This window comes from Pseudomonas sp. K5002 (genome assembly GCF_013386655.1).
Lineage (GTDB): Bacteria > Pseudomonadota > Gammaproteobacteria > Pseudomonadales > Pseudomonadaceae > Aquipseudomonas.
The window spans coordinates 1-24,673 of record NZ_JACARK010000161.1 but is presented as its reverse complement, the minus strand read 5'-3'; the positions used below and the strand labels follow the sequence as shown (position 1 = coordinate 24,673).

20 protein-coding genes are annotated in these 24,673 nt (G+C 59.5%); 3 read left to right on the top strand and 17 right to left on the bottom strand.

Annotation, left to right across the window (positions count from 1 at the left end; all coding sequences use genetic code 11):
• Positions 1–45 precede the first annotated feature (45 nt).
• The 17 genes from HX846_RS08995 to rpsB all read right to left on the bottom strand — a co-directional run bounded on the left by HX846_RS08995 (position 46) and on the right by rpsB (position 19,369).
• The gene (locus HX846_RS08995) at positions 46–993 is read right to left on the bottom strand and encodes an acetyl-CoA carboxylase carboxyltransferase subunit alpha (RefSeq protein WP_003219302.1); all 948 of its coding nucleotides are present in this window, start codon (positions 991–993) and stop codon (positions 46–48) included.
• A 139-nt stretch (positions 994–1,132) separates the two neighbouring features.
• The gene (gene dnaE / locus HX846_RS08990) at positions 1,133–4,654 is read right to left on the bottom strand and encodes a DNA polymerase III subunit alpha (protein ID WP_177008896.1); all 3,522 of its coding nucleotides are present in this window, start codon (positions 4,652–4,654) and stop codon (positions 1,133–1,135) included.
• 75 nt (positions 4,655–4,729) lie between these two features.
• Entirely contained in the window at positions 4,730–5,362 is a 633-nt protein-coding gene (gene rnhB / locus HX846_RS08985) for a ribonuclease HII (RefSeq protein ID WP_003219305.1), read from the bottom strand.
• A complete protein-coding gene (lpxB, locus tag HX846_RS08980; protein WP_087694922.1) occupies positions 5,359–6,498 on the bottom strand; it encodes a lipid-A-disaccharide synthase in 1,140 nt (379 codons plus the stop codon). The genes rnhB and lpxB overlap by 4 nt, the downstream gene beginning before the upstream one ends.
• Positions 6,499–6,500: 2 nt before the next feature.
• Complete coding sequence (lpxA, locus tag HX846_RS08975; RefSeq protein ID WP_003219308.1) at positions 6,501–7,277, bottom strand: acyl-ACP--UDP-N-acetylglucosamine O-acyltransferase; 777 nt, start codon at positions 7,275–7,277, stop codon at positions 6,501–6,503.
• On the bottom strand, positions 7,274–7,714 hold the full coding sequence (gene fabZ, locus HX846_RS08970) for a 3-hydroxyacyl-ACP dehydratase FabZ (protein WP_003219309.1): 441 nt from the start codon (positions 7,712–7,714) through the stop codon (positions 7,274–7,276). The genes lpxA and fabZ overlap by 4 nt, the downstream gene beginning before the upstream one ends.
• Positions 7,715–7,824: 110 nt before the next feature.
• The gene (gene lpxD / locus HX846_RS08965) at positions 7,825–8,880 is read right to left on the bottom strand and encodes a UDP-3-O-(3-hydroxymyristoyl)glucosamine N-acyltransferase (RefSeq protein WP_008432224.1); all 1,056 of its coding nucleotides are present in this window, start codon (positions 8,878–8,880) and stop codon (positions 7,825–7,827) included.
• A gap of 3 nt (positions 8,881–8,883) precedes the next feature.
• Positions 8,884–9,387 (bottom strand): OmpH family outer membrane protein, encoded by a 504-nt coding sequence (locus HX846_RS08960; protein ID WP_003219314.1) that lies wholly within the window; start codon positions 9,385–9,387, stop codon positions 8,884–8,886.
• 45 nt (positions 9,388–9,432) lie between these two features.
• On the bottom strand, positions 9,433–11,820 hold the full coding sequence (bamA, locus tag HX846_RS08955; protein WP_008432225.1) for an outer membrane protein assembly factor BamA: 2,388 nt from the start codon (positions 11,818–11,820) through the stop codon (positions 9,433–9,435).
• 74 nt (positions 11,821–11,894) lie between these two features.
• Complete coding sequence (gene rseP / locus HX846_RS08950) at positions 11,895–13,247, bottom strand: sigma E protease regulator RseP (RefSeq protein WP_177036983.1); 1,353 nt, start codon at positions 13,245–13,247, stop codon at positions 11,895–11,897.
• Between the two features lie 53 nt (positions 13,248–13,300).
• Positions 13,301–14,491, bottom strand: coding sequence for a 1-deoxy-D-xylulose-5-phosphate reductoisomerase (gene ispC, locus HX846_RS08945; RefSeq protein WP_177055370.1), 1,191 nt, complete (start codon positions 14,489–14,491; stop codon positions 13,301–13,303).
• A complete protein-coding gene (locus HX846_RS08940; RefSeq protein ID WP_177055372.1) occupies positions 14,488–15,294 on the bottom strand; it encodes a phosphatidate cytidylyltransferase in 807 nt (268 codons plus the stop codon). The genes ispC and HX846_RS08940 overlap by 4 nt, the downstream gene beginning before the upstream one ends.
• Positions 15,294–16,049, bottom strand: coding sequence for a polyprenyl diphosphate synthase (uppS, locus tag HX846_RS08935; protein WP_003219323.1), 756 nt, complete (start codon positions 16,047–16,049; stop codon positions 15,294–15,296). Before uppS ends, HX846_RS08940 begins: the two co-directional genes overlap by 1 nt.
• A gap of 17 nt (positions 16,050–16,066) precedes the next feature.
• Positions 16,067–16,624 (bottom strand): ribosome recycling factor, encoded by a 558-nt coding sequence (frr, locus tag HX846_RS08930; RefSeq protein WP_003219325.1) that lies wholly within the window; start codon positions 16,622–16,624, stop codon positions 16,067–16,069.
• Positions 16,621–17,364: a UMP kinase gene (pyrH, locus tag HX846_RS08925; protein WP_003219327.1), complete on the bottom strand. Its 744-nt coding sequence runs from the start codon at positions 17,362–17,364 to the stop codon at positions 16,621–16,623. Before pyrH ends, frr begins: the two co-directional genes overlap by 4 nt.
• Positions 17,365–17,575: 211 nt before the next feature.
• The gene (gene tsf / locus HX846_RS08920) at positions 17,576–18,439 is read right to left on the bottom strand and encodes a translation elongation factor Ts (protein ID WP_008432237.1); all 864 of its coding nucleotides are present in this window, start codon (positions 18,437–18,439) and stop codon (positions 17,576–17,578) included.
• A gap of 192 nt (positions 18,440–18,631) precedes the next feature.
• Positions 18,632–19,369 carry a 30S ribosomal protein S2 gene (rpsB, locus tag HX846_RS08915; protein WP_003219330.1) on the bottom strand — a complete coding sequence of 246 codons (738 nt, stop codon included), beginning with the start codon at positions 19,367–19,369 and terminating at the stop codon, positions 18,632–18,634.
• Positions 19,370–19,754: 385 nt separating this feature from the next.
• Here rpsB and map point away from each other — a divergent pair, with 385 nt between their 5' ends.
• The 3 genes from map (at position 19,755) to dapC (ending at position 24,547) form a co-directional block, all read left to right on the top strand.
• On the top strand, positions 19,755–20,537 hold the full coding sequence (map, locus tag HX846_RS08910) for a type I methionyl aminopeptidase (RefSeq protein ID WP_003219332.1): 783 nt from the start codon (positions 19,755–19,757) through the stop codon (positions 20,535–20,537).
• A 61-nt stretch (positions 20,538–20,598) separates the two neighbouring features.
• Positions 20,599–23,301 (top strand): [protein-PII] uridylyltransferase, encoded by a 2,703-nt coding sequence (locus HX846_RS08905; RefSeq protein ID WP_003219334.1) that lies wholly within the window; start codon positions 20,599–20,601, stop codon positions 23,299–23,301.
• Positions 23,302–23,347: 46 nt separating this feature from the next.
• Positions 23,348–24,547 carry a succinyldiaminopimelate transaminase gene (gene dapC / locus HX846_RS08900; RefSeq protein ID WP_177069008.1) on the top strand — a complete coding sequence of 400 codons (1,200 nt, stop codon included), beginning with the start codon at positions 23,348–23,350 and terminating at the stop codon, positions 24,545–24,547.
• Positions 24,548–24,673: the final 126 nt, after the last annotated feature.

Here is a 24,673-nt window from a genome sequence, read left to right as displayed (position 1 = left end):
CCCGCTCCCACACAAGCCAGCTCCCACATTTAGTAACGCGTCGGCTTAGAGACCGTAGCTCATCAGTCGCTCGTAACGACGGGCCAGCAGTGCCTCGTTGTCGAACTTCTTGAGCATCGCCAGCTGCGAGCTGAGTTCGGCACGAATGGTCGCGGCAGCGGCAGCCGGGTCACGGTGGGCGCCGCCCAATGGCTCGGCGATCACTTTGTCCACGATACCCAGGCCTTTCAGGCGATCGGCAGTGATGCCCATGGCTTCCGCGGCATCCGGTGCCTTCTCGGCGGTTTTCCACAGGATCGAGGCGCAACCTTCCGGCGAGATCACCGCGTAGGTGGAATATTGCAGCATGTTCAGCTGGTCGCAGACGCCAATCGCCAATGCGCCGCCGGAACCGCCTTCGCCGATCACGGTAGCGATGATTGGCGTCTTCAGGCGCGCCATCACCCGCAGGTTCCACGCAATCGCTTCGCTCTGGTTGCGCTCTTCAGCGTCGATACCCGGGTAGGCGCCCGGGGTGTCGATGAAGGTCAGGATCGGCATCTTGAACCGCTCGGCCATTTCCATCAGACGACACGCCTTGCGGTAGCCTTCAGGGCGCGGCATGCCGAAGTTGCGGCGGACTTTCTCGCGCACTTCACGGCCTTTCTGGTGACCGATGACCATCACTGGCTGGTCGTCCAGACGAGCGATACCGCCCACGATGGCGGCGTCGTCGGAGAAGTGACGGTCGCCGTGCAGCTCATCGAACTCGGTAAAGATATGGTCGATGTAGTCCAGGGTGTACGGACGGCGCGGGTGGCGGGCCAGGCGCGCGATCTGCCAGCTGGTCAGCTTGCCGAAGATGTCTTCGGTAAGCGTGCTGCTCTTGTCTTGCAGGCGAGCGATTTCATCGCCGATATTCAGCGAATTGTCATTGCCGACCAGGCGCAGCTCTTCGATCTTGGCTTGCAGGTCAGCGATCGGCTGTTCGAAATCAAGAAAATTCGGGTTCATAAGCGTCCGTCTTGGGTCGACGGCCAAGGAGTGCCTGGCCAGCCGGTTGTCTATTCGCGCCCTACCTTAAGGGAGAGGCGCGGTTAGGTCGAGATTAAATGTTCGGTCGAGATCAGGCGATCTTCGTACTGCCTGACCGTCAACGGTATTGGAGGAAGACGTTGTCACGCCCGAACTGGTCACGCAATGCTTGAATCAAGCCATCGGCGGGGTCAATTCGCCACGTCTCGCCAAACTGCAACATCGCCTTGGCGTCGTTGCCGGTGTACTCCATGGTCACCGGGCAGGCGCCACGGTGGCGTTTAAGCAAGTCACCCAACCAGCGTAGCTGATCACCTTTGAGCGCATCGGTCTTGACCTTCAGGCGCAGGCTTTCGGCCAGGTTGGTGCGAGCATCTTCCATGCTCATCACGCGCTTGATCCGCAGGCGCAGGCCGCCGGAGAAGTCGTCGTTGCTGACCTCCCCTTCCACCACCACCATCGCGTCGGTCTGCAACAGCGACTGGGCGGAATGGAAGGCATCGGCAAACAGCGAGGCTTCGATCCGGCCCGAGCGGTCGTCGAGGGTGATGAAACCCATCTTGTCGCCCTTTTTATTCTTCATCACCCGCAGCGCGATGATCATGCCTGCGACGGTCTGGGTATCCCGCGCCGGCTTCAGGTCGATGATGCGCTGGCGGGCGAAACGCCGGATTTCACCTTCATATTCGTCAATCGGGTGACCGGTGAGGTACAGGCCCAGGGTGTCTTTCTCACCCTTGAGGCGCTCCTTGAGGGTCAGGTCCTTGGCCTTGCGATGGTTGGCGTAGACGTCGGCATCTTCTTCGACGAACAGCCCGCCAAACAGGTCGGCGTGGCCGCTGTCGTGGGTGCGTGCGGTCTGCTCGGCGGCCTTGATCGCTTCTTCCATGGCGGTCAGCAATACCGCGCGGTTGCGGTCGATATTGGCCTGGTACGCCTTCGGCTCATCATGGAAGTACGGGCCCAGGCGATCCAGGGCGCCGCTGCGGATCAAGCCATCCAGAGTACGTTTGTTGATGCGCTTGAGGTCGACCCGGGCGCAGAAATCGAACAGGTCCTTGAACGGCCCGTCCTGACGCGCTTCGGTAATCGCCTCCACCGGGCCTTCGCCCACGCCCTTGATCGCGCCGAGGCCATAGATGATGCGGCCTTCGTCGTTCACCGTGAACTTGAACTCGGAAGTGTTCACGTCCGGCGCGTCGAGGCGCAGCTTCATGGTGCGCACTTCCTCGATCAAGGTCACGACCTTGTCGGTGTTGTGCATATCCGCAGACAGTACCGCCGCCATGAACGGCGCCGGGTAGTGAGCCTTCAGCCACGCAGTCTGGTAAGACACCAGGCCATAGGCGGCAGAGTGGGATTTGTTGAAGCCGTAACCGGCGAACTTTTCCACCAGGTCGAAGATGTTACCGGCCAGGTCGGCATCGATGTTGTTGGTGGCGCAACCTTCAATGAAGCCACCGCGCTGCTTGGCCATTTCCTCGGGCTTTTTCTTACCCATGGCTCGACGCAGCATGTCCGCGCCGCCGAGGGTATAGCCGGCCATGACCTGGGCAATCTGCATCACCTGTTCTTGATACAGGATGATGCCGTAGGTCGGTGCCAGTACCGGCTTGAGACCTTCGTACTGGTAGTCGGAGTGCGGGTAAGCCAGCTCGGCACGCCCGTGCTTACGATTGATGAAGTCATCCACCATGCCCGATTGCAGCGGGCCCGGACGGAACAGGGCCACCAGTGCGATCAAGTCTTCCAGGCAGTCGGGCTTGAGCTTTTTGATCAGCTCTTTCATGCCGCGGGATTCAAGCTGGAACACGGCCGTGGTTTCGGCTTTTTGCAGCAGGCTGTAGGTCGGCTTGTCATCCAGCGGGATAAACGCGATATCCAGCGGTGGCTCATTGACCTTGGCGCGGTCGCGGTTGATGGTCTTCAGCGCCCAGTCGATGATCGTCAGGGTACGCAGGCCGAGGAAGTCGAACTTCACCAGGCCGGCCGCCTCCACGTCGTCCTTGTCGAACTGGGTTACCAGGCCGTCGCCTTCTTCGTCGCAATAGATCGGCGAAAAGTCGGTCAGCTTGGTAGGCGCGATTACTACACCACCGGCGTGTTTACCGACGTTACGCACCACGCCTTCGAGCTTGCGCGCCATGTCCCAGATTTCAGCCGCTTCTTCATCGACCTTGATGAAGTCCCGCAGGATTTCTTCCTGCTCGTAGGCTTTTTCCAGGGTCATGCCGACTTCAAACGGAATCATCTTCGACAGGCGGTCAGCCAGGCCGTAGGACTTGCCCTGTACCCGGGCCACGTCGCGAATTACCGCTTTCGCCGCCATGGAACCGAAGGTGATGATCTGGCTTACCGCGTTGCGCCCGTATTTCTCGGCCACGTACTCAATAACCCGGTCGCGACCATCCATGCAGAAGTCGACGTCGAAGTCGGGCATCGATACCCGTTCCGGGTTAAGGAAACGTTCGAACAGCAGGTCGTATTCCAGCGGGTCGAGGTCGGTGATCTTCTGCACATAGGCCACCAGCGACCCAGCACCCGATCCACGGCCAGGCCCCACCGGCACGCCGTTGCTTTTGGCCCACTGGATAAAGTCCATTACGATCAGGAAGTAACCGGGGAACCCCATCTGGATAATGATATCCAGCTCGAAATTCAGGCGGTCGACGTAGACCTGGCGCTTGGCTTCATAATCTTCAGTGGTGTCCTTGGGCAGCAGGACGCTCAGGCGTTCCTCCAAACCGTCGAACGAGACCTTGCGGAAATACTCGTCGATGGTCATGCCATCGGGAATCGGGAAGTTGGGCAGGAAGTGCTTGCCCAGCTTCACTTCAATATTGCAGCGCTTGGCAATTTCGACGGAGTTTTCCAGGGCCTCGGGCAGGTCACTGAACAGCTCGGCCATTTCATCGGCGCTTTTGAGGTACTGCTCTTCGCTGTAGTTTTTCGAGCGGCGCGGATCGTCCAGCGCCCGGCCTTCGCCGATGCATACGCGGGTTTCGTGGGCCTCGAAGTCTTCCTTCTTGATAAAGCGCACATCGTTGGTCGCCACCAGCGGCGCGCCAAGCTTTTCAGCCAGGGCCACAGCGGCGTGCAACTGCTCTTCATCGTTGGGGCGGTTGGTGCGCTGGATTTCCAGGTAGAAACGGTTGGGGAACACCTCCATCCACTCACGGGCGAGCACTTCAGCCTCATGAGGATTGCCGCCCAACAGCGCGATACCGATTTCACCCTCTTTGGCCGCCGAGAGCATGATCAGCCCTTCGCTGGCTTCGGCCACCCACTCGCGCTCGATGATGATCGAGCCATTGCGCTGGCCATCGATAAAGCCACGGGAAATCAGTTCGGTGAGGTTGCGATAACCCACGCCGTTCATCGCCAACAGGCTGATGCGGCTCAGTGGGTTATCCGGGTCCTTGTTCGACAGCCACAGGTCGGCACCGCAGATCGGCTTGATGCCGGCGCCCATGGCGGCCTTGTAGAACTTGACCAGGGAACACATGTTGTTCTGGTCGGTCACCGCCACGGCAGGCATGTTCATGCCCACCAGCGTTTTGACCAGGGGTTTGATCCGTACCAGGCCGTCGACCAGGGAGTATTCAGTGTGCAGGCGCAGGTGAACGAATGAAGCCGGCATAGTGATCCTGTACAAAACGTGGAGACAACAAGGCCCGGATTGTACCGGGCCTTGGCAAAAACATCAGCCTTGCTGCTAAACCTCGATCAGGCTTTCCCGAGCCTCGAAAGCCTGGCGAACCGGGGCAAACGAGCGGCGGTGGATCGGGGTCGGGCCCAGGCGAGCCAAAGCTTCCAGATGAACGGGCGTTGGATAGCCTTTGTGCCCGCCGATGCCGTAGCCGGGATAGATCAATTCGAAAGCCGCCATTTCACGGTCACGGCTGACCTTGGCCAGGATCGATGCAGCGGCAATCGCCGGCACTTTGCTATCACCCTTGACCACCGCTTCTGCGGGCATCGTCAGCTTCGGGCAGCGGTTGCCGTCGATCATCGCCATTTTTGGCGTGATATGCAGGCCTTCAATGGCGCGCTGCATGGCCAGCATGGTGGCGTGCAGGATGTTCAGTTTGTCGATCTCTTCGACTTCAGCGCGGGCGATGTGCCAACTCAGGGCTTTCTCGCAGATCTCGTCGTAGAGTTTTTCGCGACGGGCTTCGGTGAGTTTCTTCGAATCGTTCAGGCCGAGGATCGGGCGGTTCGGGTCGAGAATCACTGCGGCGGTGACGACTGCGCCGCACAGCGGGCCGCGACCGACTTCGTCAACACCGGCAACCAGATCAAGGGCATCGGCGACCAGGCTGAAATCCAGGCCCATTTGTGTCTTCATAGGGCTTCCTGCTTATGACCGATCAACGTCAGCACGGCATCCGCCGCCTGGTTCGACGCATCACGGCGCAAGGTGCGGTGAATTTCGTCGAAACCACGGGTCTGCTCTTCGCCACCGTCGATCAACGGGAAAAGGGTTTGCGCCAGGGCTTCAGGCGTCGCATCGTCCTGCAACAACTCGGGCACCAACAGACGCTGGGCCAGCAAATTCGGCAGGGAGATGTAGGGGCTTTTGACCATACGCTTGAGAATCCAGTAGGTCAGCGGCGCCAGGCGATAGGCAACGACCATTGGGCGCTTGTAGAGCAAGGCCTCAAGGGTCGCGGTGCCGGAGGCGATCAGCACCGCATCGCACGCCGCCAGTGCCAGGTGCGAGCCCCCGTCGAGCAGGGTCAACGGCAAGTTGCGCCCTACAAGCAATTCTTCAATTTGTGCACGGCGCTGAGGACTGGCGCATGGCAATACGAAGCGCACACCCGGCTTCAGCGCCTGCAGGCGTTCGGCTGCATCAAAAAACAGCGCGCCGAGACGACCGACTTCGCCGCCACGGCTCCCCGGCATCAAGGCCACCAGCGGACCTTCGGGCAAACCCAGTTCGGCACGCGCGGCAGCACGGTCGGCCTGCAGAGGAATGGTATCGGCCAGGGTGTGCCCGACAAACCGCACCGGCACGCCCTTCTCTTCGTAGAACCTGGCCTCGAAGGGCAGCAGGGTCAGCATCAGGTCGCAGCCTTCGCGAATCTTGAGCACGCGCTTTTGCCGCCACGCCCACACGGACGGGCTGACGTAATGCACGGTCTTGATCCCGGCCTGACGCAATTTGAGTTCGATATTGAGGGTGAAGTCCGGCGCGTCGATTCCGATAAAGACGTCGGGCTTTTCTTCGATCAGGGTCTGGATCAGCTTTTTGCGACGGGCCAGCAGCTCGCGCAAACGGCCCAGCACCTCCACCAGCCCCATGACCGACAAGCGTTCCATAGGGAAGTAGGACGTCAGGCCTTCAGCCTGCATCAACGGACCGCCGACACCGATGAATTCAACCGCCGGATGCTGGAGCTTGAGGGCCCGCATCAGGCCTGCACCGAGAATATCGCCGGAAGCTTCTCCGGCCACCAACGCTATACGCAGCCTGGCCATGATCAGCGGGTGATGCCGCGAGTCGACGACTGGATAGAGTCACGGAATATCGCGACTTCCGGAAACAATGCGGCTGGCTCCGTCAGTTCGATCAAGGCCTGGTCGACCGTCAGCCCCTGGCGGTAAACCACCTTGTAGGCGCGGCGCAGGGCGTGGATCGCGTCTTCGCTGAAGCCCCGACGGCGCATGCCTTCGAAGTTCATGCTGCGGGCCTCGGCCGGGTTGCCGAATACGGTGACGAACGCCGGAACGTCCTTGCCGATGGCGGTACCCATGCCGGAAAAGCTGTGGGCGCCGATATGGCAGTACTGATGCACCAGGGTAAAGCCGGACAGGATCGCCCAATCGTCAACGTGCACATGGCCGGCCAACGCAGTGTTGTTGACTAGGATGCAATGGTTGCCGATTACGCTGTCATGACCGATATGCGCATAAGCCATCACCAGGTTGTGGTCACCCAGGGTGGTCTCGGCACGGTCCTGGACAGTACCGCGGTGAATGGTCACGCCTTCACGGATGATGTTGTGATCACCGATTACCAGACGTGTTTCTTCACCCTTGTACTTCATGTCCGGGGTGTCTTCGCCTATCGATGAGAACTGATAGATACGATTGTGTTTGCCAATCCTCGTCGGGCCTTTGAGGATCACATGCGGCCCGATGACTGTCCCCTCGCCGATTTCCACACCTGCGCCGACGATCGACCAAGGGCCGACCTCAACGTCGGCGGCCAGTACGGCCGTCGGATCGATGATTGCGCGAGGGTCAATCAAACTCATAGTTTGCGTTCCGCACAGATGATTTCAGCCGAGCACACCGGCTTGCCGTCGACCGAGGCCTGGCATTCGAACTTCCAGATCTGGCGCTTGCAGCTGATGAACTTGGCTTCAAGGATCAACTGGTCACCCGGAGTTACCGGGTTGCGGAAGCGCAGTTTGTCAGAGCCCACGAAATAGTAGAGCGTGCCATCGGCAGGCTTCAGGTCGAGCATTTTGAAACCAAGGATACCGGCAGCCTGGGCCATCGCTTCGATGATCAATACGCCTGGCATGATGGGATGCGCAGGGAAGTGACCGTTGAAGAACGGTTCGTTGATGCTGACATTCTTGTAGGCACGAATGCGCTTTTCCTCAACATTGAGGTCCGTGACCCGGTCCACCAGCAGGAACGGGTAACGGTGAGGCAGGTATTCGCGAATCTCGTTGATGTCCATCATTTCGGGGGGAAGCCTGTAATAAAGATTGGGAGCGTGCGGACTAAGGCACGCCCCTCTAGCAAATCAAGGAGGCAGTCTAGCGGCTGTGCACACTTGATATGGAAATGGTATCAGCCATCTGATGAAGCATTACCGTCAGGGGTCACGTCCCCAACACGCTTTTCCAGATGTTTCAGGCGCCGAGCGATATCGTCGAGCTGCCTCAGACGCGCCGCGCTCTTGCGCCATTCGGCCGCAGGCTGCATGGCCGTACCGGATGAATAGGACCCAGGCTCGGTAATCGAATGGGTCACCATGGTCATGCCGGTGATGAATACGTTGTCGCACACTTCGATATGGCCCACCAGGCCAACACCCCCGGCGAGCATGCAATGCTTGCCGATCCTGGTGCTGCCGGAGATCCCCACGCAGGCGGCCATGGCGGTGTGATCGCCAATCTGCACGTTGTGGGCGATCTGAATCTGGTTATCCAGTTTCACGCCGTTACCAATGACGGTATCGGCCAGGGCCCCGCGGTCAACGGCAGTGTTGACGCCAATTTCAACGTCATCGCCAATCAACACGCCGCCCACTTGGGCAATCTTGTGCCAGACACCCTTCGAGTTGGCGAAGCCGAAGCCCTCGCCGCCAATCACGGCACCGGACTGAATCACCACACGCTCACCGATACGCACATCGTGGTACAGGGTCACACGCGGAGCCAGCCAGCCACCGGCACCAATCTCGCTGCGCGCGCCGATAAAACACTGGGCACCCAGCGTTACACCCGCCCCGATGCGTGCACCGCTTTCAATCACCACAAAAGCACCGATGCTCGCGGCAGGGTCAACCTGAGCGTCATCGGCGATCACCGCCGTCGGATGGATACCGGCGGGGGCCTTGGGTTTCGGATCGAACAGGTGCGACACCCGGGCATACGCCAGGTACGGATCGGCAACAACCAGCGCGTCCCCGGCAAAACCTTCGGCGTCAGCGGCCTTCAGCAGCACGGCTGCGGCGCGGCTTTCGCCCAGGTATTTACGGTATTGGGGGTTTGCCAGGAAGCTCAACTGAGCTGGGCCAGCCTCCTGCAAGGTGGCTAGCCCAGTGATTTCCTTCTCCGCGGAGCCACGCAAGGTGGCTCCCAGGAACTCGGCCAATTGGCCGAGCTTGATAGTCGCAGTCATGGCTTACTTCAGCTGATTCATGCGCTCGATCACCTGACGGGTGATGTCGTACTGAGGTTTAACGTCGATGACCGCACCGCGTTCGAATACCAGGTCAAAGGCACCTTTCTTGATGACTTCTTCCACAGCGCTGTCGAGTTTCGGCTTCAGCTGCTTGAGCATTTCGCGGTCGGCAACAGCCTTGGCTTCGTTCAGCTCCTTGGACTGGAACTGGTAGTCACGGGCCTTTTGCTTGAATTCAAGCTCCAGACGCTCGCGCTCGCCTTGCTGCATCTTGTCGCCACCGGCTACCAGACGATCCTGGATGCCCTTGGCGCTGCTTTCCAGCGTCTTGAGCTTGGTCAGTTGAGGACCGAATTTCTTCTCGGCATCTACGGCATATTTCTTGGCCGCATCGGATTCCAGCAGCGCCATCTGATAGTTCAGAACGGCAATTTTCATTTCGGCAAAGGCCGGGGTCGCTACCAGGACAGTCGCCAGGAGAACCAATTGAGTCAACTTACGCACGATGCACTCCTACAGAATCCGTTGTCGTTATCTTGGGTCAGACGCTTAGAACGTCTGGCCGAGGGAGAATTGGAAAATCTGGGTTTCAGCGTTATCCGGTTTCTTGACCGGCATGGCCAGAGCAAAGCTCAATGGGCCAAGCGCGGTAACCCAGGTCACACCGACACCGACAGAGCTTGCCAGGTTGCTGAAGCTCACGTCGTTGCACTGCGTGTTGGACTTCGAGCCATTCGGGTTGGTGACCTGTTCGCACTTGGAGTCGAACACGTTACCCACATCCCAGAAGACCGAAGTACGCAGGGAACGTTGATCTTTAACGAATGGCAGCGGGAACAGAATCTCAGCACCACCCTGGATCAGCACGTTACCACCGAATGGCAGCGGGTCGTTGTCCGAGTCAGCCACAGTCCCCTGGTTACCGGTCACACCCACGCCACGGCTTGGGGTACCACGAGGACCCAAGGTGCTGTCTTTGAAACCACGTACCGAGTTGAAACCACCCGCATAGTAGTTCTCATAGAACGGCAAGCCGCTGGTCGAACCATAACCATCGCCATAACCCAATTCGGTGTGCAGGCGCATGGTGTAGTTTTCGCTCAATGGCTGGAACAACTGGCCACGGTAGTCGAGTTTGAAGAACGACAGGTCGCTGCCCGGCGTGGTGGCTTCCAGAGTCAGGCTCTGGGAATGGCCACGGGTCGCCAGTACACCTTTGTTCAGGGTCGATTCCGACCAACCGGCCGAAGCCTTGAAGTTCAGGAACTGGTCGCCTTCTTTACGCACGAAGTTGAAGATCTCATCCACGGTGTACACACCGGTCTTGATCTTGTCCTGCTGCGCGGTCAGGCCGAAGGTCAGACGCGAGGTCTCACTGATCGGGTAACCAATGTTGGCACCAACACCGAAGCTGTCGATTGCATAGCTTGCAACGTCAACGTCGAGGTCTTTGTAGTCGGTTGTGCGATAGAAGGCGTTGTAGCCCAGGCTCACGCCGTCAGCAGTCCAGTAGGGGTCGACATAACCGAAGTTATAGCGGCTCTGGTATTCGCTTCGGGTCAGGCCGATGGAAACCTTGTTACCGGTACCGAGGAAGTTGTTCTGGGTGATCGAACCACCGAGGATCAGGCCGGCACTCTGGGCGAAACCGACACTGGCGGTAATCGAACCGGAGGCTTGCTCTTCTACGGCGTAGTTCACGTCAACCTGGTCATCCACACCCGGTACAGCCGGGGTTTCAACGTTGACTTCCTTAAAGAAGCCCAGGCGCTCGAGGCGAACCTTGGACTGGTCGATCAGGTAAGTCGACGCCCAGCCACCTTCCATCTGACGCATTTCGCGGCGCAGCACTTCGTCGGCAGACTTGGTGTTGCCACGGAAGTTGATGCGGTTCACGTAGGCACGCTTGCCCGGGTCTACAACGAAGGTGATGTCCACGGTGTGGTCTTCGTCGTGCGGGGTCGGTACGCCGTTGACGTTGGCGAAGGTATAGCCTTCGTTACCCAGGCGACGGGTGATCAGCTCGGAGGTGGTGGTCATCAGCTTGCGCGAGAACACCTGGTCCTTCTGCACCAGCAACAGGGACTTGACCTGGTCTTCAGGCACTTTCAAGTCGCCGCTGAGCTTGACGTCACGAACCTTGTACTTCTCGCCTTCGTTGACGTTGACAGTGATATAGACGTGCTTCTTGTCCGGGGTGATGGACACCTGGGTCGAAGCGATATCCATGTTGATATAGCCGCGGTCCAGGTAGTAGGAACGCAGGCGCTCCAGGTCACCGGAGAGTTTTTCACGGGCATACTTGTCATCGTTCTTGAAGAACGACAGCCAGTTGGTGGTCTTGAGTTCGAACAGGTCGATCAGGTCGTCATCAGCAAACTTGGTGTTACCCACCACGTTGATGTGCTGGATGGCCGCCACGGTGCCTTCGTTGATGTTGACCTTCAGGCCGACGCGGTTACGCGGTTGCGGCACCACTTCGGTCTCGACGGTAGCCGAGTAACGACCCTGGGCAACGTACTGGCGTTGCAGTTCGTTACGCACGCCTTCGAGGGTGGCACGCTGGAAAATCTCGCCTTCGGCAAGGCCGGATTGCTTGAGGCCTTTCATCAAGTCCTCAGTGGAGATCGCCTTGTTGCCTTCGATCTCGATACTGGCGACAGAAGGTCGCTCGACGACAGTGATGACGAGGACGTTACCTTCGCGACCCAGCTGGATATCTTGAAAGAACCCGGTTTTGAACAGCGCACGAGTGGATTCCACCAGGCGACGGTCATCAGCCTGTTCCCCGACGTTCAACGGCAAGGCACCAAAGACGCTACCCGCGGAAACCCGCTGGAGGCCGTTGACGCGAATATCGGAGATGGTGAAGGACTCGGCGTGAACTTCGGCGATCATCAATACGGTGAGAACCGCAGTTAGCAGCAGACGTTTCATGAAGTCCTTTCTTATTCCAACTGGCAATAAACAAACTGCCGCAAAATGCGGCAGATTCGCAATTCAGCGAAGCGTTACAGTCGTCCCAGATCGTTGACCAGGGCTAATAACATCACCCCGACCACCAAACTGATACCGATCTGTATCCCCCAACCCTGCACCCGATCCGACAAGGGGCGACCACGCGCCCACTCGACCAGATAAAACAACAGATGCCCCCCATCCAATACTGGAATGGGCAACAAATTCAGAACCCCAAGGCTAATACTCAGATAAGCCAGGAAATTCAGGAAATCTACAACGCCCGACTGGGCAGAAGCGCCCGCCACTTTAGCAATGGTTATCGGTCCACTCAAGTTTTTTACCGAGAGCTCGCCGAACAACATTTTCTTGAGGGAATCGAGGGTCAGTACACTCATGGTCCAGGTGCGTCTCGCACCCTCGCCAATCGCTGCCAACGGCCCGAAGCTGACCTCTCGAACCATCGAGGGTGGCCAATCGACACCTTTGACGCCGGCCCCCAGGTAACCCCCGGCCGCCTTGGCTTCCCCACGAACCGCCAGGGTCACAGGGACGTCGATTTGAGCACCATCGCGCTCAACTTTCAGCACAATTTTGGTATCAGGGCGTACACGCACCAGGTCGACCACCTGCTGCCAGTCACCCAGCACCTGGCCATCGAGGGCCAGCAGGCGATCGCCGGTTTTCAGACCCGCGGCCTGGGCTGGCCCCTTCGGATCCAGCTCTGCCAGCACCGGCGGCAAGGCCGGACGCCATGGGCGAATGCCCAGGGATTTGATCGGGTCAGGCTCATCGGAGCCTTTCAGCCAGTGATCCAGGGCCAGCTCGCGCGAGGTTTCGGTGGTGGAATCCTGATCGCGCACGACCAGTTTCACGATGCCGCTTTCACCCAGGCGACGCACCAACTGCAAATTGACGGCACCCCAGCCGGTGGTTGGCTCGCCATCAACTGCAACAATTTCTTGCCCGGCAGTCAGGCCGGCCTTCGCCGCCATGCTGTCGGCCTCGACGGCACCGATCACCGGACGCACCTGCTGGCTACCCAACATGGCCAGGACCCAGAAGAACACCATCGCCAACAGGAAATTCGCGATCGGGCCTGCCGCGACGATGGCGATGCGCTGACGAACGGTCTTGCGGTTGAAGGATTGATCCAACTGATCAGCCGGCACTTCGCCTTCGCGCTCGTCGAGCATCTTGACGTAGCCGCCCAATGGAATGGCCGCAATTACGAACTCGGTGCCACGACGGTCGTGCCAGCGCAGCAACGGCATGCCGAAGCCTACGGAAAAGCGCAGTACCTTGACGCCGCAACGACGCGCGACCCAGAAATGGCCGAACTCGTGGAAGGTAACCAGCACACCCAGAGCAACCAGGGTGCCGACAATCATGTAGAGCGCACTCATCTAATTTCTCCGCATTTCAATCCAGTGCCTGAAGGCTTGAACACACCCAGAGGCTAACGCGTATTGCGGCTCAACCACTGCTCGGTCAAGGCCCGGGCCTTTGCATCCGCTTCGAACACCGCGCCCAGATCATTCACCGGGACGACGGGCTCAAGGCTCAAAACGTCCTCGATGATACCCGCGATCTGCGGAAAGCGGATGCGCCGGTCCAGAAACGCCGCCACAGCCACTTCATTGGCCGCATTCAGCATCGCCGGGGCACTGTTACCCGCCTCCGCAGCTTGCCGCGCAAGACGCAGGCAAGGGAAGCGTTGCTCGTCGGGCGCTTCGAAGTCCAGACGGGCAATGGCAAACAGATCCAGCGGCGCAACACCCGAGTCAATCCGCTCAGGCCATGCCAGGGCATTGGCGATCGGCGTACGCATGTCCGGATTGCCCAGTTGGGCCAATACCGAGCCATCCACATAGTCCACCAGGGAATGAATCACACTTTGCGGGTGGATCACCACCTCGACCTGGTCCGGCCGGGCATCGAACAACCAGCAGGCCTCAATCAGCTCCAGGCCCTTGTTCATCATGCTCGCTGAATCCACCGAGATCTTGCGCCCCATGGACCAGTTCGGGTGAGCGCACGCCTGATCGGGAGAAACATGCTCCAGATCGGCCAGCGGCGTCTGCCGGAACGGACCACCGGAGGCTGTCAGCAGAATCCGGCGCACGCCGACCTGGCTCAACCCGCGGGCGAAATCACCAGGCATGCATTGGAAAATCGCGTTGTGCTCGCTGTCGAGCGGCAACAGCACGGCGCCGCTCTTGCGCACCGCTTGCATGAAGAGTGCCCCGGACATCACCAGGGCTTCTTTGTTGGCCAGCAGAATCTTCTTGCCCGCATCAACGGCCGCCAGGGTCGGGCGCAAGCCGGCAGCGCCGACAATCGCCGCAACCACGGTGTCGACCTCAGGGTCTGCCGAAACCTGGCACAACCCCTCCTCCCCCACCAATACCTGAGTCGCCAGGCCCGCAGCGCGCAAGTCATCCTGCAAACCACGTGCAACTGCCGCTTCGGGCACTACTGCGTATTGCGGCGCGTGCCGCACACACAGTGCCAGCAGCTCATTCAGGCGACTGAAACCGGTCAAGGCGAATACTTGATAACGCTCGGGATGACGGGCAATCACATCCAGGGTGCTTAGCCCTACCGAGCCGGTAGCGCCCAGCACGGTTACCTGTTGCAGGCGGCTCACGAGGCAGCCATCCACAGCAGTACGGCAAAGATCGGGATCGCGGCAGTCAGGCTGTCGATACGGTCCAGCACGCCACCGTGACCCGGCAGCAGGTTACTGCTGTCCTTGATCCCGGCCTGGCGCTTGAACATGCTTTCGGTCAGGTCACCGACCACCGAGATGAACACCACCACGGCTGCGCCCACCAGGCCCAGTAGCATTTCCTTGATGGTCCAGTCACGCACCACACCGACCACCACGGTAATCACCAGGGTCAACGCCAGGCCGCCATACACGCCTTCCCAGCTTTTGCCGGGGCTGACAGCCGGCGCCAGCTTGCGCTTGCCGAAGGCACGCCCGGAGAAATAGGCGCCGATATCGGCACCCCACACCAGAACCATCACCGCCATGATCAGCCAGTTACCCAGTTGCATGTGCTTGATGTAGACCAGGCCCTGCCAGGCAGGCAACAGAATCAAAAGGCCAATCACCAGCTTGCAGGCAACACTGGACCAGTGACTGCTGGTGCCCGGATAGGTCAGCACCAGATAGGTCGCCAACGCCCACCACAACACCGCCGCACCCAGCACCCAGGGCGCCACGTCCGGCAGGATGTACATCAGGAACATCAACAACGCCACGACAGCGGCATACACCACACGAGGCAACTGCGCGGCGAAACCCGCCAGGCGCGCCCATTCCCAGGCACCCAGGGTCACAACCAGGCCGATGAACAGCGCGAAGTTCGCACCTTCAAGCAGGAAAAACCCGCACAGGGCAATAGGCAGCAGGATCAGCGCCGTGATGATTCGTTGTTTAAGCATTAAACCCGGGCTCCAGCTTCGATCTGCTCGCTCGTTTTACCGAAGCGACGCTGACGGGAAGCGAAATCGGCCAGCGCATTGCGCATGGCATCGTGTTTGAAGTCCGGCCAGAACAGGTCGGAGAAGTACAGTTCGGTATAGGCCAACTGCCACAACAGGAAGTTGCTGATGCGATGGTCGCCACCGGTACGAATGCACAGGTCCGGCAACGGCAGGTCGCCGGTCACCAGGCAGGTTTGCAAGAGTTCGGGGGTAATGTCTTCCGGGCGCAGATGGCCGGCCTGCACTTCCCGCGCCAGACGCTGCGCGGCCTGGGCAATATCCCACTGGCCGCCGTAGTTGGCTGCGATCTGCAGCACAAAACGGTTGCTGCCGGCAGTGATCGCCTCGGCTTCGCGCATGGCCGCCTGCAGCTCCGGATGAAACCGCGAACGGTCACCAATGATACGCAGGCTGATGTTGTTCTCGTTCAGGCGCTTGGCCTCGCGGCGCAGGGCCTTGAAGAACAGGTCCATCAAGGCACTGACCTCCTCGGCCGGGCGCTGCCAGTTTTCACTGGAGAACGCGAACAGGGTCAATACTTCGACCTTGGCCTCGGCGCACACCTCAATCACGGCTCGTACAGCGTCGACACCCGCCTTATGCCCGGCAACGCCCGGCATAAAGCGCTTCTTCGCCCAGCGATTATTCCCGTCCATGATGATCGCGACATGGCGCGGCACCACGGAGGGCACAGTCTGCTTGGTCTTTTCCATGAAGGCGTCCTGACCCCTTATACGGCCATCAGGTCCTTTTCTTTATCTTCCGTGGCCTTGGTGATCTGGGCCTCGGCATCTTTAGTCAGCTTGTCGATATCAGCAACGGCACGGCGCTCTTCGTCTTCGCTGATTTCCTTGTCCTTGACCAGCTTCTTCAGGTCACCCAAGGCATCACGACGGATGTTGCGCACGGCAACACGTGCGTCTTCTGCTGCACTGCGCGCCTGCTTGGTGAAGCCCTTGCGGGTTTCTTCGGTCAGGGCAGGCATGGAGATCAGCAGCAACTCGCCCAGGTTGGTCGGATTGAGGTTCAAACCGGCGCTCTGGATGGCCTTGTCGACGGCGCCGAGCATGTTGCGCTCGAAAGCAACGACTTGCAGGGTGCGCGAATCTTTTACAGTGATGTTGGCCACTTGGGTGATCGAGGTATCAGCGCCGTAGTAAGGCACCATCACGCTGCCCAGGATGCTTGGGTGGGCCTTGCCGGTACGAATCTGGCCAAACGCATGGTTCAGGGATTCCAGGGATTTTTGCATGCGCTCTTGAGCGTCTTTTTTGATTTCGTTGATCATTGTTCGATTTCCTCGATCAGAGTCCCTTCCGCGCCGCCGTGTACGATGTTCAGCAGGGCGCCGGGCTTGTTCATGTTAAATACGCGCAGCGGCATCTTGTGGTCGCGGCACAAGCAAATTGCCGTCAGGTCCATCACGCCCAGCTTGCGATCCAGTACTTCATCATAAGTCAGATGATCGAACTTCTCGGCATGCGGGTCTTTGAATGGGTCTGCGGTGTAGACACCGTCAACCTTGGTGGCCTTGAGTACCACGTCCGCGTTGATCTCGATACCACGCAGGCAAGCTGCCGAATCGGTGGTAAAGAATGGGTTGCCGGTACCGGCCGCAAAAATCACGACTTCCTTGGCATCCAGGTGACGCATGGCCTTGCGACGATCATAGTGATCCGTTACGCCAACCATGGAAATAGCCGACATCACGATCGCGGTGATATTGGCGCGCTCCAGCGCATCACGCATGGCCAGGGCGTTCATCACAGTGGCCAGCATGCCCATGTGGTCGCCTGTCACCCGATCCATGCCGGCAGCGCTGAGTGCCGCGCCACGGAACAGGTTGCCGCCGCCGATCACCAGACCGACCTGGACACCGATACCGACCAACTGGCCGACTTCCAGCGCCATGCGATCGAGTACTTTGGGATCGATCCCAAACTCTTCCGAGCCCATCAGGGCCTCGCCGCTAAGCTTGAGTAGAATGCGTTTATAGCGAGCCTGATGACCACTGCCCTGCTGAGCCATTGCGAATCTCTCCTGCGGCGTATTTTTTGAAAATTCTTGGCAAGCCGTTTACGGCCTGCGTTCACTCTAGCTTGACGCTGTCACAGCGCCATCGGAACACGGCTTTGTAAGCCAGTTCCAAAGGGAAACCAATAAAAATCGATCACCCCATTTGAAAAGAGGCTGCGCGCGTAAGCGGGCAGCCTCTTTTGGGCGACAGTTAAAAACTGTCTTACTTCTTGGTGGCAGCCAGCTGGGCAGCAACTTCTTCAGCGAAGTTGTCGACCGGCTTCTCGATGCCGTCGCCTACTTTGTAGTAGGTGAAGGAAACGATTTCAGCACCGGCTTTCTTGGCCAGTTCGCCAACCTTGATTTCAGGGTTCTTGACGAACGCCTGCTCAACCAGGGAAGCCTCAGCCAGGAACTTGCTGATACGGCCCTTGACCATGTTTTCAACGATGTTTTCAGGCTTGCCTTTGATTTTCTCTTCGTTCAGCTGCAGGAACACGGCTTTCTCGCGTTCGATGGCTTCAGCAGAAACTTCCGATGGCAGCAGGAATTCAGGGTTGCTGGCCGCTACGTGCATAGCGATGTCTTTGGCCAGTTCAACGTTGCCGCCTTTCAGGGCAACCACAACACCGATCTTGTTGCCGTGCAGGTAAGCACCCACAACGTCACCTTCAACGCGGGTCAGGCGACGAATGTTAACGTTCTCGCCCACTTTACCCACCAGAACCAGACGATCAGCTTCTTGAGCTTCGATCAGCGGAGCGGCGTCGGTCAGCTTGTCAGCGAATGCTTTTTCAACGCTGGCAGCGACGAAGTTCTTGAAGTCGTCTTGCAGGGCCAGGAAGTCGGTCTGCGAGTTAACTTCCAGGATAACGGCCGATTTGCCGTCTTCCTTGATTGCGATGGCGCCTTCAGCAGCGACGTTGCCTGCTTTCTTGGCAGCCTTGATGGCGCCCGAAGCACGCATGTCATCAATGGCTTTTTCGATGTCGCCGCCGGCCTTGGTCAAGGCCTTTTTGCAATCCATCATGCCTTCGCCGGTACGCTCACGCAGTTCTTTAACCAACGCTGCAGTAATCTCTGCCATTTTCAAAATCCTCTTGGATAGGTTTTCAACCATTCCACCCGATTGAACGGGCGATCAATTCTTCCCGAACCACCCTTGTAGGCCGCTGCACGTTACAAATGTTGTAGCTGCGCTGCCGACAAATGGTTTTCGAGGTGGCAAAAAGGGGGCCAAGCCCCCTTTTTGCTTACTGAGTCAACGCCAAGGCGTCAGTTACTCAGCTGCAGCTACCGGAGCTTCTTCAACGAACTGCTCGGTACCGCCAGCAACGTGGTTGCGACCACGGATTACAGCGTCAGCCATCGAACCCATGTACAGCTGGATAGCGCGGATTGCGTCATCGTTGCCTGGGATGATGTAGTCAACGCCTTCCGGGCTGCTGTTGGTATCGACTACGCCGATAACCGGGATGCCCAGCTTGTTGGCTTCGGTGATCGCGATGCGCTCGTGATCAACGTCGATAACGAACAGTGCGTCAGGCAGACCGCCCATGTCCTTGATACCACCCAGGGAACGATCGAGCTTTTCCAGGTCGCGAGTGCGCATCAGCGCCTCTTTCTTGGTCAGCTTGGCGAAAGTACCGTCTTCGGCTTGCACTTCAAGGTCACGCAGACGCTTGATGGAAGCACGGATGGTTTTGAAGTTGGTCAGCATGCCGCCCAACCAGCGGTGATCGACGTACGGCGAACCGCAACGTGCTGCTTCTTCAGCAACGATCTTGCCAGCGGAACGCTTGGTGCCGACGAACAGAATCTTGTTTTTGCCCTGGGCCAGGCGCTCTACGAAAGTCAGAGCTTCGTTGAACATTGGCAGGGTTTTTTCAAGGTTGATGATGTGGATCTTGTTACGCGCGCCGAAAATGTATTTACCCATTTTCGGGTTCCAGTAACGGGTCTGGTGACCGAAGTGCACACCGGCCTTCAGCATATCGCGCATGTTGACTTGGGACATGATAGTTCCTTAATAAGTCGGGTTTGGCCTCCACGTATCCCAATGACCAACCAGCGGCATTCGCCTCCGGCACCCAGGTCATCGTGTCGACACGTGTGTGGATTTAAGCTTTGCGGGGTATCCCCGGAAAGCGGCGCATTTTATACCACAGAGCTTGCAAAAACGAAACCCGCAATCACATTTGCCGTCAGTCGCTTTTGCCTAAGCCTTTGAATAGAGCCAGAATGCCCCCATCCTTATAGACAGAAGCGATCGCCAGACGCTCATGGTTTCACCCTTGCGTCTGCTAGAATCGCGTTTTTTGGGCTTGTGCGAATTCTGCAACCTTTTGTCGCACACCCGTAAACCGTATTGATTTCAGCGCGTCGCGCTAGAGAGAGCCTGTATGACCGTAACCCTCAAAACCGCCGAAGATATCGCTGGCATGCGTGTTGCCGGCAAACTGGCTGCCGACGTCTTGGAAATGATTGCCGAACACGTCAAGCCCGGCGTCACCACCGAAGCGCTGGACCGCATTTGCCACGACTATATCGTCGACGTGCAAAAGGCCATCCCTGCGCCGCTGAACTACAAGGGTTTCCCCAAGTCGATCTGCACCTCGATCAACCACGTGGTGTGCCACGGGATTCCCGGCGACAAGCCGCTGAAGGACGGCGACACCCTGAACATCGACGTCACCGTCATCAAGGACGGCTACCACGGCGACACCAGCCGCATGTTCCACGTCGGCACCGTGCCGGTCTGGGCCGAGCGCCTGTCGCAAGTCACCCAGGAATGCATGTACAAGGCCATCGAGATCGTCAAGCCTGGCTGCCGCCTGGGCGACATCGGTGAAATCATCCAGAAGCACGCTGAAAAGAACGGCTTCTCGGTGGTGCGCGAGTTCTGCGGCCACGGCATCGGCAAGGTGTTCCACGAAGAGCCACAGATCCTGCACTACGGCCGCGCCGGCACCGGCATGGAGCTCAAGGCAGGCATGACCTTCACCATCGAGCCGATGATCAACCAGGGCAAGGCCGACACCAAGGTGCTGGGCGACGGCTGGACCGCCATCACCAAGGACCGCAAGCTCTCGGCGCAGTGGGAACACACCCTGCTGGTGACCGACACCGGCTACGAGATCTTCACCCTGCGTGCCGACGACACGATTCCCCGCGTTTCGGCGTAATGTTTGCACCGGTTTTCTAATAGCGACGCTGTGACCCATAGATAGAAAGGAAAACCGATCGATGCCCCAGGTGGATCCCGAACTCTTCGACCGTGGCCAGTTCCAGGCGGAACTGGCACTGAAGGCCAGCCCCATCGCCGCCTTCAAGAAGGCCATTCGCCAGGCCCGCGAGGTGCTCGACGGGCGCTTCCGCACGGGCCGCGATATCCGCCGGCTGATCGAGGACCGCGCCTGGTTCGTCGACAACATCCTGCAAAAGGCCTGGGAACAGTTCAGCTGGAGTGAAGACGCCGATATCGCCCTGGTGGCGGTCGGCGGCTACGGCCGTGGCGAACTGCACCCCTACTCCGACATCGACCTGCTGATCTTGCTGGACAGCGCCGATCACGAGATCTTTCGCGACTCCATCGAGCGTTTTCTGACGCTGTTGTGGGACATCGGCCTGGAAGTCGGCCAAAGCGTACGCTCGGTGGACGAGTGTGCCCAGGAAGCCCGCGCCGACCTGACGGTGATCACCAACCTGATGGAAAGCCGCACCATCGCCGGCCCCGAGCGCCTGCGCCAGCGCATGCTGGAAGTCACCAGCACCGCGCACATGTGGCCAAGCAAGGACTTCTTCCTGGCCAAGCGTGCCGAGCAGAAAGCCCGGCACCACAAGTACAACGACACCGAATACAACCTGGAACCCAACGTCAAAGGCTCCCCGGGCGGGCTGCGGGACATCCAGACGATTTTGTGGGTCGCCCGTCGCCAGTACGGCACCCTGAACCTGCGCGCCCTGGCCGGGGAAGGCTTCCTGGTGGAGAGCGAAAACGCCCTGCTGGCCTCCTCCCAGGAATTCCTCTGGAAAGTGCGCTACGCGCTGCACATGCTGGCCGGGCGCTCCGAAGACCGCCTGCTGTTCGACCACCAGCGCTCCATCGCCACCCTGTTGGGGTTTGAAGGCGAAGACGCGAAGACCAGCATCGAAAGTTTCATGCAGCAGTACTACCGCGTGGTAATGAGCATTGCCCAGCTCAGCGACCTGATCATCCAGCACTTTGAAGAAGTGATCCTGGCCCCGGAAGACGAAGCACCGCCGCAGCCGATCAACGCGCGCTTCCAGCTCCACGATGGCTACATCGAGGCACGCAACGACAACGTGTTCAAACGCACGCCGTTCGCCATGCTGGAAATCTTCGTGTTGATGGCCCAGCAGCCGGAAATCAAGGGCGTACGCGCCGACACCATTCGCCTGCTGCGGGAAAACCGTCACCTGATCGACGACGATTTCCGCCACGACATCCGCAATACCAGCCTGTTTATCGAGCTGTTCAAGTGCAAGATCGGCATCCACCGCAACCTGCGGCGCATGAACCGCTACGGGATCCTGGGGCGCTACCTGCCGGAGTTCGGCTTTATCGTCGGGCAGATGCAGCACGACCTGTTCCACATCTACACGGTGGACGCCCACACCCTGAACCTGATCAAGCACCTGCGTAAGTTGCAGTACACCCAGGTGTCAGAGAAATTCCCGCTGGCCAGCAAGCTCATGGCGCGTCTGCCCAAGCCGGAATTGATCTACCTCGCCGGCCTGTACCACGACATCGGCAAGGGCCGGCACGGTGATCACTCGGAAATTGGCGCAGTGGACGCCGAAGCGTTCTGCCAGCGTCACCAGTTGCCGCTGTGGGACAGCCGCCTGATCGTGTGGCTGGTGCAGAACCACCTGGTGATGTCCACCACCGCCCAGCGCAAGGACTTGTCCGACCCGCAGGTGATCCACGATTTTGCCCAGGCCGTCGGCGATGAAACCCGCCTCGACTACCTGTACGTGCTCACCGTGTCCGACATCAACGCCACCAACCCGACGCTGTGGAACTCCTGGCGCGCCAGCCTGTTGCGCCAGCTCTACACCGAGACCAAGCGCGCGCTGCGTCGCGGCCTCGAGAACCCGGTGGACCGCGAAGAACAGATCCGCCGCACCCAAAGCGCGGCCCTGGATATTCTGGTGCGTGGCGGCAATGACCCGGACGACGTCGAGCAACTCTGGTCGCAACTGGGAGACGACTACTTCCTGCGCCACACCGCCGGCGACGTGGCCTGGCACAGCGACGCGATCCTGCAGCAGCCGGCCGATGGCGGCCCACTGGTGCTGATCAAGGAAACCACCCAGCGCGAGTTCGAGGGTGGCACCCAGATCTTTATCTACGCACCCGACCAGCACGACTTCTTCGCCGTGACCGTGGCGGCGATGGACCAGCTCAACCTGAACATTCACGACGCCCGGGTCATCACCTCCAGCAGCCAGTTCACCCTCGACACCTACATCGTGCTCGACACAGAAGGCGAGTCCATCGGCGACAACCCGGAGCGGGTGAAAAAGATCCGCAAAGGCCTCACCGACGCGCTGCGCAATCCTGACGACTACCCGACCATCATCCAGCGTCGGGTGCCGCGCCAGCTCAAGCACTTTGCTTTTGCCCCCGAGGTGACCATCCACAACGACGCCCAGCGCCCGGTGACGGTGCTGGAACTCAGCGCGCCGGACCGCCCGGGCCTGCTGGCACGGATCGGCACGATATTCCTGGAGTTCGACCTGTCGTTGCAGAACGCCAAGATTGCGACCCTGGGCGAGCGGGTGGAAGACGTGTTTTTCATTACCGATGCCGACAACCAGCCGCTTTCCGACCCTGAACTGTGCCGACGCTTGCAGGAAGCCATCGTCCAGCAGTTGAGCGTCAATCAGGAGACCGGCGTCGAGATGTCACGCTTGAGCATCTGACCGACCGCCCATTTTCAGCTTCCAATGAATTGAACGAGATTTATCGATGAACAACGCCCTGAACCAGCTGCAGCCCTACCCGTTCGAGAAATTGCGCGTCCTGCTGGGCAGCGTCACGCCGAACCCGGACAAACGCCCCATCGCCCTGTCCATCGGTGAGCCGAAGCACAAATCCCCGCAGTTTGTCGCCGAGGCGCTGGCCAACAACCTGGACCAGATGGCGGTGTACCCGACCACCCTGGGCATTCCCGCCCTGCGCGAAGCCATTGGCGCCTGGTGTGAACGCCGTTTCAGCGTGCCCAAGGGCTGGCTTGACCCGGCGCGCAACATCCTGCCGGTGAACGGCACCCGTGAAGCGCTGTTCGCCTTCACCCAGACCGTGGTCAACCGCGGCGACGACGCGCTGGTGGTCAGCCCGAACCCGTTCTACCAGATCTACGAAGGGGCTGCGTTCCTCGCCGGGGCCAAGCCGCATTACCTGCCGTGCCTGGATGAAAACGGCTTCAACCCGGATTTCGACGCCGTATCGCCGGACATCTGGAAACGCTGCCAGATCCTGTTCCTGTGCTCGCCAGGCAACCCCACCGGTGCACTGATTCCCGTCGACACCCTGAAAAAGCTGATCGCCCTGGCTGACGAATACGACTTCGTGATCGCCGCCGACGAGTGCTACAGCGAGCTGTACTTCGACGAACAAACCCCGCCGCCAGGCCTGCTCAGCGCTTGCGTGGAACTGGGCCGCCAGGACTTCAAGCGTTGCGTGGTGTTCCACAGCCTGTCCAAGCGCTCCAACCTGCCGGGCCTGCGCTCGGGCTTTGTGGCCGGCGATGCCGAAATCCTCAAGGGCTTCCTGCTGTACCGCACCTACCACGGTTGCGCGATGCCGGTGCAAACCCAACTGGCGAGCATTGCTGCCTGGCAGGACGAAGCCCACGTGCAGGCCAACCGTGACCTGTACCGGGAGAAGTTCGATGCCGTGCTGGCGATCCTGAAGCCGGTGCTGGACGTGCAAAACCCGGACGGCGGCTTCTACCTGTGGCCGAACGTGAAGGGCGACGATGCGGCGTTCTGCCGGGACTTGTTCGTGGAAGAACACGTGACCGTGGTACCGGGCTCGTACCTGTCGCGGGAAGTGGACGGGGTCAACCCGGGCGCCGGGCGTGTACGCCTGGCGCTGGTCGCGCCGCTGGCGGAGTGCGTGGAAGCGGCGACGCGGATTCGCGACTTTATTACCCGCAATAAATAACTGCGCTGAATGTGGCGAGGGAGCTTGCTCCCGCTGGAGTGCGCAGCGCTCCCGCTTTTTTGGGGCCGCTACGCAGCCCAGCGGGAGCAAGCTCCCTCGCCACAAACAAGCACCGCAGTGTTATTT